The sequence below is a fragment of the Ligilactobacillus sp. LYQ135 genome (assembly GCF_053711055.1).
The window spans coordinates 76,363-88,161 of sequence record NZ_JBSJYT010000003.1; the positions used below are offsets into that span (position 1 = coordinate 76,363).

Sequence of the window (11,799 nt, forward strand, 5' to 3'; positions counted from 1 at the left end):
TGAAAAGATGATATTATATTAACGTTGAGGGTTTCAATCCTTTTTATTAGACAGATTAAAAAGTTGGAGGTTAATTCAATGCGTGTAAATATTACATTAGAATGCACTGAATGTGGTGAACAAACATATTTAACAAGTAAAAACAAACGTAATAACCCAGATCGTTTAGAACTTAAGAAGTATTGCCCACGTTGCCATAAGGAAACATTGCATCGTGAAACAAAATAACAACAGGATCAAACCCTGTTGTTTTTCTTTTAAGGAGCCATCCCATTTTGGGGTGTTTTCTTATCTGATAAGATGTAATCGGTGTCAATTGAGATAATTATGGAGGAAGTAAGTGTGGAAAATAAACGTCCGCGCATGACAATTACATTAATTACAATTAATGTTGTGATATATATTTTAATGCTGATTGCTGGTGGCGCTAGTAATATTAACGTTTTGCTTGAATTTGGAGCAAAAGATAATGGGTTAATTATTGCTGGACAAGCTTGGCGCTTATTTACTGCAATGTTTGTGCATCTAAGTTTGCAACATATTGTACTAAATATGGTAACGCTTTATTTTTTAGGTGCTCAAATTGAATGGCTTTTTGGTCCCATTCGCTTTATCATAATTTATGTATTAAGCGGAATTGGTGGTAATATTGCAAGTTTTGCGTTTAACCCAGCAATTTCTGCTGGAGCTAGCACAGCTTTGTTTGGACTTTTCGGTGCATTTTTAATGCTTGGAGAATCATTTCGAAATAATCCATACATTCACTCAATGGCAAAACAATTTCTCGTATTAGTAATTTTAAACTTAGTGTTTGACTTAATGGGAAGTTCAATTGATATTTGGGGACATTTAGGTGGATTAGTCAGCGGATTTTTATTGGGTTATATTGTAAGCGTCCCACGACTTGGAAAAGTTAAAATTAGCAAACGAATTATTGCATTTATTGCTTTAAGTTTAGTTTTTGTTTTAGGATACTTAAAAGGGATGCGTGTAATTTAGCTTTAATGATAAAGAGGAGATGTTTCTTTGCATACTTATTATGATGTACAGCAATATTTAAAACAGTTTGGCGTTTTTATTTATGTTGGTAAAAGACTATGGGACATTGAACTAACAGCAATTGAGCTTGATAATTTATATAAAGCAGGCGTGGTTGATAAAAAAACGTTTTTAAAAGCAAAATTAGTACTTGAAAAGGAACATCGCGAAGAACAAAAACAAGAAGATGCAAAAAAGCATCGTAACTAGGAGGAAAATAGATGGACAAGAAATTAATCGGTGTTGATCTTGGCGGAACAACAATTAAGTTTGCAATTATGACAACTGATGGTGAAATTCAACAACGTTGGAGTATTGAAACAAATATCTTGGATGAAGGTAGTCATATTGTTCCTGATATTATTGAATCAATTAACCATCATTTATCTATGTATGAAATGAAACCAGAACAATTTGTTGGGATTGGAATGGGAACTCCAGGAACAGTTGATTTAGATAAGGGTACAGTTATTGGTGCTTATAACTTGAACTGGAAAACTGTTCAAAACGTTAAAGAAGAAATTGAAAAAGGCACTAACATCAAGTTTGCAGTTGATAATGATGCCAATGTTGCTGCTTTAGGTGAACGTTGGAAAGGTGCTGGTGAAAATGCAGATGATGTTGTTTTCATTACTCTTGGTACAGGCGTTGGTGGCGGAATCGTTGCTAATGGCGAACTTATTCATGGAATGGGTGCCGGTGGTGAAGTTGGTCACATCAATGTACATCCAGGTGGATACTTATGTACCTGTGGTAACCGCGGTTGCTTAGAAACATATGCTTCAGCGACTGGAGTTGTTCGCGTAGCACATGATATGGCAGAAGAATATGCTGGTAATTCTAAATTAAAACAAATGACTGATGATGGTGAAGAAGTTACATCTAAGTTAGTTTTTGATTTGGCAAAAGACAATGATCCATTGGCTAAAATGGTAGTTGATCGCGTATGTAACTATTTAGGTTTGGCATGTGCAAACTTGGCAAGTACATTAAATCCATCATCAATTGTAATCGGTGGTGGGGTTTCTGCAGCAGGGCACTTCTTGTTAGATCAAGTTAAAAATTATTTCAATGACTATGCATTTCCAACAATTAAGAATACAACTCAAATTAAATTAGCTCAATTAGGTAATGAAGCCGGTGTAATTGGCGCAGGTTCATTAGCTTTAAAATTTATGGACTAATTTAAGGAGGTTTTTGGAGTGTTACTTGGTAATGTGAATTCAGTTTGGTTTTGGATTAACTTAATTTTAATTCTGATTTTACTTTGGATGATTGGAAACCAAATTGTGATTTTTGTTCGAAGTAGACGAGCTGCAAAATTAATTGACAATGAAGAATTCAAAAAAGGAATGCGGCATGCTCAAATTGTAGATGTACGTGAGGAGGATTCTTTTAAAGCGGGACATATTTTAGGTGCACGTAATATTCCTTTTTCACAATTTAAAATGTATATGAGTGGAATTCGTAAAGATATGCCTGTTTATTTGTATGATCAAGGTAAAACATTAAGTTTACGTTGTGCAATTATGTTAAAAAAAGATGGCTTTAAAGATATTTATGTTCTTAAAGGCGGCTACAATAAATGGGATGGCAAGAAAAAGAAAGCATAAAAAAAGCTTGACGAAAGTCAAGCTTTTTTTATTTTTAACGTTGGTGTGCTGAACGACTTTTACGTAAAGCACGACGACGATGTTCTTCTAAAATTGCTTCACGTTCTTCCATAGGTTCAACAACTGTCTTTTTGAATGCATAAACCGCACCAGCTACGATGCCAACTGTAGTTGCGATTCCTGTAAAGAATCCTTTGCCAAATGATTTCACAGTAGTTCCTCCCTTATCTTTTGATATACTATTATTATGAATGATAATTTCTAAAAATTCCAGATAAAACTTTTAAATTTTATTTGAGATGGTACAATTATTAAGATATAAAATTTAATGAATGAAAAGGAGCGTCTTTAAAATGGCGCAAAAAATTTTGATGATCGTTGGCCCAACTGCGGTTGGAAAAACAGCATTATCAGTAAAAATTGCACAAAAATTTAATGGTCAAATCATTTCAGGTGATTCCATGCAAGTTTATCAAAAACTTGATATTGGAACTGCTAAGGTAACAGCAGAAGAAATGCAAGGAATTACGCATTACATGTTAGATGAAATTCCTGTAACGCAGCGCTTTTCTGTTGCTGATTTTACAAATAAAACTAAGAAATTGATCACCGAAATTAGTTACAAAAAAGCTTTACCAATCTTGGTTGGAGGAACTGGATTTTATTTACAATCATTAGTAGATGATTTTCACTTTGGGAAAGATCAATATTCAAATGAAAAAGTTCGAGATGAGTTGCATCAGTTTGCACTTGAAAATGGACAACAAAAATTATGGGATAAATTAAATCAAATTGACCCAGATGCAGCCCAAAAGATTCCAGTAACAAATGAACAACGAGTAGTCCGCGCATTAGAAGTATATTTAAAGACAGGACAAAAGTTTTCAAAGCAAAATGATCAATCAAATGATGATTATGACTTTTTAATTATTGGATTAAATACTGATCGCCAATTACTTTATCAACGAATCAATTTACGGGTTGATCAAATGATGGATCAAGGATTATTGAAGGAAGCTCGTTATTTGTATGATCAAGGTGGATTAAAATTGCCAGCGGGAAAGGGAATTGGGTATAAAGAATTTTATCCATATTTTGAAAATCAATGTTCATTGAAACAAAGTATTGATAAGGTAAAACAAAATTCCCGCCATTATGCAAAACGTCAATTAACGTGGTTTCGCAATAAAATGGATGTACAATGGTTTGATTTAGTTCAAAACTTCGATGAAGATTATTTAAAAGTTAATCAGTTAGTTACCGAATGGTTAAAACGCTAAGGAGAATAAAAATGACAAAGTGGGTTGAAAGATTTCCAAAAGATTTACAAGAAAAGGTTGCTCAAGTGGATCAAATGATTGCGCCTAAATTAGCAGAAATTGATGAAATTGTATTACATAATCAGCAAAGAGTACTTGAGTTATTTCGGAAGCACCATGTTGCTGAGGAAGATTTAGTTGGCTCAACTGGATATGGATATGATGACATTGGACGTGAAAAATTAGAAGCAATTTTTGCAGATTATTTTAAATGTGAAGATGCACTAGTAAGACCACAAATTGTTTCTGGGACACATGCAATTTCAACGGCACTATTTGCGGCTTTACGTACTGGAGATACATTGTACTATATGACAGGAATGCCATATGATACGATTCAACAAGCAATTGGAATTGCAGGTGATAATCCAGGATCAATGAAAGAATTTGGAATTAATTTTGATTATACTCCATTAAAAGATGGTAAAGTGGATTATCAAAAAGTAGCAGAAAAATTAAAAAATGATCCAACTATTAAGGTTGTAGCAATCCAACGCTCACGTGGATATGCTACCCGGGATAGTTTTACTGTGGCTGAAATTAAAGAAATGACTGCTTTTGTTAAGGAAATTAATCCTAATGCAGTTGTATTTATTGATAATTGCTATGGTGAGTTTACAGAAAAAGATGAACCAACATTCTATGGTGCGGATTTAATGGCAGGTTCAATGTTTAAAAATGCAGGTGCAGGTGTTGCTAAAGCGGGAGCGTTTTTAGTTGGACGTCATGATTTAATTATGCAAGCTGCTTCAAGACTGTTTGCACCAGGTCCAGGTAAAGGAGAAGGTGCTACTTATGGGTATCAACGCGATTTTTATCGTGGCTTTTTCCTTGCTCCACATACAACGGGTGAAGCGGTTAAAGGTGCAGTTTATACAGCAGCATTATTAGAACAAATGGGAGCAAAGGTTTCGCCTAAATGGGATACTGTTCGAACTGACTTAGTTCAAACTGTAATTTTCCATGATCAAGATGCAATGATTCAATTTTGTGCAAGCATTCAACATAATTCGCCATTAAATGCATTTGTTGATCCGATTCCAAGTGAAATGGATAACTATGAAGATAAAGTCATTATGGCTTCGGGTAGTTTTGTGGAAGGGTCAACTATTGAATTATCAAGTGATGGTCCACTTAGAGAGCCATATGCACTGTATATTCAAGGTGGCTTATCATATGCGCATGTTAAAATTGCGATAACCAACGCTGTAAATGAGACATATTATAAAAATAAATAATTGATGTAATAAAATGTTACATAAATCATTGACATTGAATTTTAATGTTGTTATTATTTCACATATAGAGAGGAGGGTTGTTATGAAAGAAAAAGAACTACGTCGTTCATTAGCTGTATTACCAATTGGAACAGTGATGAAATTGACAGATTTAACTGCCCGTCAAATTCGTTACTACGAAGAGCAAAAATTGGTGATCCCAGAAAGAAATGAGGGGAATCGGCGAATGTACTCTTTAAATGATATTGATAAATTACTAGAAATCAAAGACTATCTTGCTGAAGGGTTGAACATGGCAGATATTAAAGAAATGTACAAACGCAAAGCTAAAGAAGAAGCTGAACGTAAAGAAAAGTTGTCTAAATCATTATCTGATAATGATGTACGGCGAATTTTACATGATGAGTTTATTGCGATTGGCGGTTTTAATCGACATAGTAAATCTTCCATTCGTAACAACAAAACTCTCTAACTCATTTAAAAGGAGCCTAATATAATGGTAAAGCATAACTATACAAAAGACGATATTCGTCGGATGGCAGAAGAAGAAAATGTACAATTTTTACGGTTAATGTTTACGGATTTATACGGAACAATTAAAAACGTTGAAGTTCCAATCAGTCAATTAGAAAAGTTATTAGATAATAAATTGATGTTTGATGGTTCTTCAATTGATGGATTTGTTCGTATTGAAGAAAGCGATATGTGGTTGTATCCAGATTTATCAACGTGGATGACTTTTCCTTGGGGAAATGAACATGGTAAAGTTGCGCTGTTAATTTGTGAAGTTTATAATTCTGACCGCACACCGTTTTTAGGCGATCCTAGAAATAATTTAATTCGGGTTTTAAATGAAATGAAAGAAGTTGGCTTTACTGACTTTAATATTGGACCAGAACCTGAATTTTTCTTATTTAAGTTAAATGAACATGGGAAACCAACGACACATTTAAATGACAATGGAAGTTATTTTGATTTAGCTCCTGTAGATATGGGAGAAAATTGTCGACGCGATATTGTTTTAGAACTAGAACGCATGGGCTTTGATGTTGAGGCATCTCATCATGAAGTGGCTCCTGGTCAACACGAAGTTGATTTCAAGTATGCAGATGCTTTACATGCATGTGATAATATTCAAACTTTTAAATTAGTAGTAAAAACAGTTGCACGTAAACATGGATTACATGCAACGTTTATGCCAAAACCTTTAGATCGAATTAATGGTTCAGGAATGCACATTAACATGTCCTTAATGAAAGGAAAAGAAAATGCATTTTTTGATAAAAACGGTAAGAAAGAATTATCACAAGAAGCTTATTATTTCTTAGGTGGATTGTTAAAGCATGCTCGTAGTTTTACAGCAATAACTAATCCAATTGTAAATTCATATAAGCGTCTAGTTCCTGGTTATGAAGCTCCTGTATACGTTGCATGGTCAGGTAAAAACCGATCCCCATTGGTACGAGTTCCAATGGCACGGGGATTGTCTACACGATTAGAATTAAGAAGTGTAGATCCTTCAGCTAATCCGTACTTGGCAATTGCTGCAATTTTGGAAGCTGGTTTAGATGGCTTAAGGAATAAAATTGAACCACCTGTATCAATTGATCGTAATATCTATGCAATGGATGATAAAGAACGAGAAGAAAATGGAATTAAAGATTTACCATCTACTTTGCATAATGCATTAAAGGAATTGAAACGAGATGATGTCATCCAAGACGCACTTGGTAGTCATTTATATAATAACTTTATGGAAGCTAAGACTCTTGAATGGGATGCATATCGACAAGAAGTTTCTCAATGGGAACGCGATCAATATTTAGAAATGTATTAAAATAAAAATTAATAAAGGACTGTGATGCAAATCATGGTTCTTTTTGATTTTTTCTTAATTATTTAGAGAGTTTTTTCGTATTGATCAGATAATTATGAAATCTTAATTAGAAAACGCGCTTTCATTTGAAATATACTTGAAATATCTTTGTTTAAAGTGAGATAATGGTATATAAATTAATTAGAGGAGACTGATTATGCCAAAACGTGGAATGCTCATTGTTCTTTCAGGACCATCTGGCGTTGGTAAGGGAACTGTAAGAAAAGAAATTTTTTCGCAAAAAGATAATACATTTCATTACTCTGTTTCAATGACAACCCGGCAAATGCGTCCCGGTGAAGTTAATGGAAAAGATTATTATTTTGTATCAAAAGAAGAATTTGAACAAGAAATCAAAAATGGCGGAATGCTTGAATACGCCAAATATGTTGACAACTATTATGGCACGCCTTTAAAATATGTAAATGAGATGTTAGATCAAGGAAAAGATGTTTTCCTTGAAATTGAAGTTAAAGGTGCAATGCAAGTTCGGAAAAAAGTTCCAGACGGATTATTTATTTTCTTAACTCCTCCAGATTTAATGGAGTTACGACAACGAATTATTAATCGGGGAACGGATGATTTAGAAACCATTGATAAGCGGATGGAAAAGGCTGTCAGTGAAATTGAAATGATGCAAAATTATGACTATGCAGTTGTTAATGATGAAGTTTCTAAGGCTGCTGAAAAAATTCAAACAATTATTCGAGCTGAGCGTTGGCGCGTAAAACGATTCTTACCAGATTATAAAAAACAACTTGGTTTAGATAAAAAATAAAGTAGGAGATGTTTGCTGATGATTTTATATCCATCTGTTGATAAGCTTTTAGAACATGTTAATTCACGCTATTCTTTAGTAATGTTAGCTGCTAAGAGAGCTCATGAATTAGACGAAGGTGCATTGCCATTATTAAGTGATTATAAATCAGACAAAAGTGTTGGCAGAGCACTTGAAGAAGTAGAAGCTGGCAAGTTAACTATTAAAGGCGAAAAATAATTATAGTATCAAGATAAGTTTGGAGGTTGTGACATTTGTCCGACCTCTTTTCTCATATTATTGACTAGAAAGGATTTAAAGTATGAGCCATCCTAAAATTGCAATTTACATTACAGGCGGAATTGCAAGTTATAAAGTTACTCAATTAGTCCGATTATTTAAAAAGAATAATGCTGAAGTTCGAGTTGCAATGACAAAGAATGCCCAAAAATTTATTACACCAGTAACATTGGCAACTTTGTCACAAAATGAAGTGCTTACAGATTTTACAACTGCATTTGAACAAGGAAAGTTTATCCCCCATATTGAACTTGCTAAATGGGCAGATAAGTCCATTATTGTCCCCGCAACTGCTAATATGATTGGTAAACTTGCAAATGGAATTGCAGATGATTTAGTTTCAAGTGCTTTATTAGCAACACCAAATTCAAAATATTTAGTTCCTGCAATGAATGATGAAATGTGGGATAATCCCGCAACACAACGTAACATTAATACTTTGAAACATGATGGCTATCATATTTTAGAACCCGCAACTGGTTTTTTAGCAGAAGGCTATAATGCTAAGGGCAGAATGCCAGAACCACTTGAGATTTATCAGTGGATTACACAAAATAAAGTTAGTGAAAATCAACTAAAAGGGAAAAAAATTTTAGTTACAGCTGGAGGCACGCAAGAATCAATTGATCCAGTTCGCTATATTGGAAATCGTTCTAGTGGAAAAATGGGAATTCAAATTGCAAAAAAAGCTCGTGACATGGGAGCGCAAGTAACTTTGATTGTCGGAACAACTACTCAAAAGATTCCAGCCGGAATAAATGTAATTCAAATAAGAACATTTAATGAGTTACAAACGCAATTAATGGCTGAATTTAAATTAAATGACATTTTAATTATGGCAGCAGCAGTGTCTGACTATCATGTTGAACATGTTCAAACTGAAAAAATTAAGGCTCAAGATAATGACGAAGTGACTTTAAAATTGGTTCGTAATCCTAACTTGCTAAAAATGTTGAGCGAAACTAAGCACCGACAATTAATTATAGGATTTGCTGCTGAAACAGAACATTTATTACAAAATGCAGAAAAGGAATTAGCAGATAAGAAGATTGATATGATTGTTGCCAATGACGTTTCACGAAAAGATATTGGTTTTGGCAGTGATGAAAATGAGGTTTACTTTATTTTACCAGCAAAAAAGCCTAAAAAAATTGCGAAAGCGTCAAAAGCTAAAATTGCAAGTGAGATTTTAATTGAAGTCGTGAATTTATTAAAGAAAGAGGAAGATTAAAATTAATCAATATGCAAAAGTAATTGTTGATGTCCCCGCAATGCAAACCAACCATCCATTTACTTATAAAATTCCTGAAAAATTTCAATCAATTTTAAAAATTGGAATGCGTGTGGTAGTTGGATTTGGAAATGGTAACCGAAAAATTCAAGGATTTGTAATTGATTTATGCAATGAATATAACGGAAATTATCAATTAAAATCAATTGTTGACCTCCTTGATTTAGAACCAGTTCTTGGAAAAGAAGCGTTAAAACTTGCAAACTGGATGGTTGAACGTACCTTCGCATTTAAAATTAAGTGTTTGCAAGTAATGTTACCAAGTGCATTGCGTGTAAGTTATCGTAAAACGATTCAAGTTGATCCTCATTTTAAAGATGATCCAACGGTTCAAAATTTATTTAAAACTCAATTAGAAGTTGATTTTAAACCGGAAAATTTTACAGCAAAAGAATTGCGTCAACTTGAAAAATTGCGTCATGAAGAAAAAATCAAGATTGTCTACCATGTAAAAAATAAAACAGAAGCTAAAAGTATGCTAGCTTTTAAAGCGCAAATGTCAGTTGATCAACTAAGAGAAGAAAAGGATGGACTAAAGAAAAATGCAACTAAACAGTGTCGTTTACTTGATTTTTTAATTACTAATCATGAGCAATCTTTTTTTCAAGCAGACGTTGTGCGGGCATATAATTTTACGACCGCAGATTTAAAAAAGGCAGAAGAAAAAGGGTGGTTATATCGCTTTGAAGCGGAAAAATACCGTAATCCATATGATATAACTAAAGTTGAACCTAGTTTTCCCCGCAAGTTAAAACCTGAGCAACAAGTTGCAGTCGATAACGTTAACCAAGTGATTGAACAAAATGAAGCTCAAACTTTTTTACTTGAGGGAGTTACAGGAAGTGGGAAAACAGAAGTTTATTTGCAAATTATTCAACATGCACTTGATCAAGGTAAAACGGCATTAATGTTAGTGCCAGAAATTTCATTAACACCTCAAATTGTAAAACAGTTTAAAGCGCGTTTTGGTGACCAAGTGGCCTTACTTCACAGTGCTTTATCAGATGGTGAGCGGTATGATGAATGGCGACGAATTCAAAAAGGACAAGCTCAAGTAGTTGTTGGAGTTCGTTCAGCCATTTTTGCACCGTTAAAAAATTTAGGGGTAATCATCATGGATGAAGAACATGAAAATAGTTATAAGCAAGAAGATATGCCACGGTATCATGCACGAGATGTAGCTATTTGGCGAAGTCAATATCATCATTGCCCGGTGGTTCTTGGAAGTGCTACTCCTAGTTTAGAATCACGTGCACGAGCACAAAAGGGTGTTTACAAATGGCTACGCTTAACTAAGCGCATTAATGGTAAAGCTTTACCTCAAGTTCATTTAGTAGATATGCGTATAGAAGCTAAAATGGCAATTAAACCAGATGTTTCACAACCGTTAAAAAATGCAATTGAAAATAGGCTTGCTAATCACGAGCAAGTTGTATTAATGTTAAATCGAAGGGGATATTCATCCTTTTTAATGTGTCGTGAATGCGGAGAAGTGATTAAATGTCCTAATTGTGATATTTCACTCACATATCATCGTGATACTAACTCGTTAAAATGTCACTATTGTGGCCATGAAGAAGCGGTTCCTCGGATTTGTCCGCACTGTCAAAGTGATCAATTACGTTACTTTGGAACTGGGACTCAAAAAGTTGAAGATGAGTTAACTAAACTTTTTCCAAATGCACGAATTTTAAGAATGGATGTTGATACAACTCGCCGAAAAGGTTCACATGAAAAAATTCTCCAACAATTTGGAAATCATGAAGCTGATATTTTATTAGGAACACAAATGATTGCTAAAGGTCTTGATTTTCCAAATGTAACGCTTGTAGGAGTTTTAAATGCAGACACGACATTAGCATTACCCAATTTTCGTTCAAGTGAACAAACATTCCAATTACTTACTCAAGTAAGTGGACGGGCAGGAAGAGGTCAAAAAAATGGAGAAGTTTTGATTCAAACATTTAATCCGGATCATTATGCAATTCAATTTGCTAAAAAACAAGACTATGAAGCATTTTTCAAAAAAGAAATGCAGATTCGTCATCAAATTGGATATCCACCTTATTATTACACAATTCAAATTGTTGCTAGCTATCCAAATGAAGCAGATGCTGCACGGAAAATGTTTGAAATTCAAGGTGAGTTATTAAACTGTGTTTCGTCTAATGCAGTAATTTTAGGGCCAACTCCTAAATCAATTGTTCGGATTAATAATCGTTATTATTATCAACTGATTATTAAATATAAAAAAGAACAGTTACTCGAAGATTACTTGCAAGAATTAATGATGGAAAGTCAAAAAGAAGAAAAGAGTGGATTAAAACTAATAATTGACCGTGATCCAATTAATTTTATATAAGGAGC

At 33.9% G+C, this 11,799-nt stretch carries 14 protein-coding genes; 13 read left to right on the top strand and 1 reads right to left on the bottom strand.

Translation table 11 applies throughout. The features are described 5' to 3' along the window. The first annotated feature begins 78 nt into the window (after window positions 1–78). The 5 genes from rpmG (at window position 79) to ACWCL1_RS03990 (ending at window position 2,651) form a co-directional block, all read left to right on the top strand. A complete protein-coding gene (rpmG, locus tag ACWCL1_RS03970; protein WP_454545623.1) occupies window positions 79–228 on the top strand; it encodes a 50S ribosomal protein L33 in 150 nt (49 codons plus the stop codon). Window positions 229–363: 135 nt separating this feature from the next. Then, window positions 364–999: a rhomboid family intramembrane serine protease gene (locus ACWCL1_RS03975; protein ID WP_454545739.1), complete on the top strand. Its 636-nt coding sequence runs from the start codon at window positions 364–366 to the stop codon at window positions 997–999. A 27-nt stretch (window positions 1,000–1,026) separates the two neighbouring features. Beyond that, window positions 1,027–1,248, top strand: coding sequence for a YqgQ family protein (locus ACWCL1_RS03980; protein ID WP_454545624.1), 222 nt, complete (start codon window positions 1,027–1,029; stop codon window positions 1,246–1,248). A gap of 11 nt (window positions 1,249–1,259) precedes the next feature. Further along, window positions 1,260–2,222 carry an ROK family glucokinase gene (locus ACWCL1_RS03985; RefSeq protein WP_454545625.1) on the top strand — a complete coding sequence of 321 codons (963 nt, stop codon included), beginning with the start codon at window positions 1,260–1,262 and terminating at the stop codon, window positions 2,220–2,222. Between the two features lie 18 nt (window positions 2,223–2,240). Continuing rightward, window positions 2,241–2,651 (top strand): rhodanese-like domain-containing protein, encoded by a 411-nt coding sequence (locus tag ACWCL1_RS03990; protein ID WP_454545626.1) that lies wholly within the window; start codon window positions 2,241–2,243, stop codon window positions 2,649–2,651. 34 nt (window positions 2,652–2,685) lie between these two features. On the opposite strand, the gene ACWCL1_RS03995 is transcribed toward ACWCL1_RS03990, so the two are convergent. Continuing rightward, window positions 2,686–2,862: a DUF3042 family protein gene (locus ACWCL1_RS03995; protein ID WP_454545627.1), complete on the bottom strand. Its 177-nt coding sequence runs from the start codon at window positions 2,860–2,862 to the stop codon at window positions 2,686–2,688. Window positions 2,863–3,004: 142 nt separating this feature from the next. Between ACWCL1_RS03995 and miaA the strand changes: the two genes are divergently transcribed. From miaA to priA, 8 genes are all read left to right on the top strand, one after another. Next, window positions 3,005–3,931, top strand: a complete 927-nt coding sequence (gene miaA / locus ACWCL1_RS04000) for a tRNA (adenosine(37)-N6)-dimethylallyltransferase MiaA (protein WP_454545628.1) — start codon at window positions 3,005–3,007, stop codon at window positions 3,929–3,931. Between the two features lie 11 nt (window positions 3,932–3,942). Continuing rightward, window positions 3,943–5,208, top strand: a complete 1,266-nt coding sequence (locus tag ACWCL1_RS04005; protein WP_454545629.1) for a methionine gamma-lyase family protein — start codon at window positions 3,943–3,945, stop codon at window positions 5,206–5,208. 82 nt (window positions 5,209–5,290) lie between these two features. Further along, entirely contained in the window at window positions 5,291–5,680 is a 390-nt protein-coding gene (locus ACWCL1_RS04010; protein ID WP_454545630.1) for a MerR family transcriptional regulator, read from the top strand. Between the two features lie 24 nt (window positions 5,681–5,704). Next, window positions 5,705–7,045, top strand: a complete 1,341-nt coding sequence (glnA, locus tag ACWCL1_RS04015) for a type I glutamate--ammonia ligase (protein WP_454545631.1) — start codon at window positions 5,705–5,707, stop codon at window positions 7,043–7,045. A gap of 196 nt (window positions 7,046–7,241) precedes the next feature. Then, window positions 7,242–7,862, top strand: coding sequence for a guanylate kinase (gene gmk / locus ACWCL1_RS04020; RefSeq protein WP_454545632.1), 621 nt, complete (start codon window positions 7,242–7,244; stop codon window positions 7,860–7,862). 18 nt (window positions 7,863–7,880) lie between these two features. Beyond that, window positions 7,881–8,081, top strand: coding sequence for a DNA-directed RNA polymerase subunit omega (gene rpoZ, locus ACWCL1_RS04025; protein ID WP_454545633.1), 201 nt, complete (start codon window positions 7,881–7,883; stop codon window positions 8,079–8,081). An 82-nt stretch (window positions 8,082–8,163) separates the two neighbouring features. Next, window positions 8,164–9,372: a bifunctional phosphopantothenoylcysteine decarboxylase/phosphopantothenate--cysteine ligase CoaBC gene (coaBC, locus tag ACWCL1_RS04030; protein WP_454545634.1), complete on the top strand. Its 1,209-nt coding sequence runs from the start codon at window positions 8,164–8,166 to the stop codon at window positions 9,370–9,372. 1 nt (window position 9,373) lies between these two features. Then, window positions 9,374–11,794: a primosomal protein N' gene (gene priA / locus ACWCL1_RS04035; protein ID WP_454545740.1), complete on the top strand. Its 2,421-nt coding sequence runs from the start codon at window positions 9,374–9,376 to the stop codon at window positions 11,792–11,794. The last annotated feature ends 5 nt before the right edge of the window (window positions 11,795–11,799 follow it).

Coding starts and splice junctions, on each gene's coding strand:
- ACWCL1_RS03975 (WP_454545739.1), top strand. CDS start 364: ATGACAATTACATTAATTACAATTAATGTTGTGATATATATTTTAATG.
- rpoZ (WP_454545633.1), top strand. CDS start 7,881: ATGATTTTATATCCATCTGTTGATAAGCTTTTAGAACATGTTAATTCA.
- ACWCL1_RS04005 (WP_454545629.1), top strand. CDS start 3,943: ATGACAAAGTGGGTTGAAAGATTTCCAAAAGATTTACAAGAAAAGGTT.
- rpmG (WP_454545623.1), top strand. CDS start 79: ATGCGTGTAAATATTACATTAGAATGCACTGAATGTGGTGAACAAACA.
- miaA (WP_454545628.1), top strand. CDS start 3,005: ATGGCGCAAAAAATTTTGATGATCGTTGGCCCAACTGCGGTTGGAAAA.
- coaBC (WP_454545634.1), top strand. CDS start 8,164: ATGAGCCATCCTAAAATTGCAATTTACATTACAGGCGGAATTGCAAGT.
- glnA (WP_454545631.1), top strand. CDS start 5,705: ATGGTAAAGCATAACTATACAAAAGACGATATTCGTCGGATGGCAGAA.
- gmk (WP_454545632.1), top strand. CDS start 7,242: ATGCCAAAACGTGGAATGCTCATTGTTCTTTCAGGACCATCTGGCGTT.
- ACWCL1_RS03985 (WP_454545625.1), top strand. CDS start 1,260: ATGGACAAGAAATTAATCGGTGTTGATCTTGGCGGAACAACAATTAAG.
- ACWCL1_RS04010 (WP_454545630.1), top strand. CDS start 5,291: ATGAAAGAAAAAGAACTACGTCGTTCATTAGCTGTATTACCAATTGGA.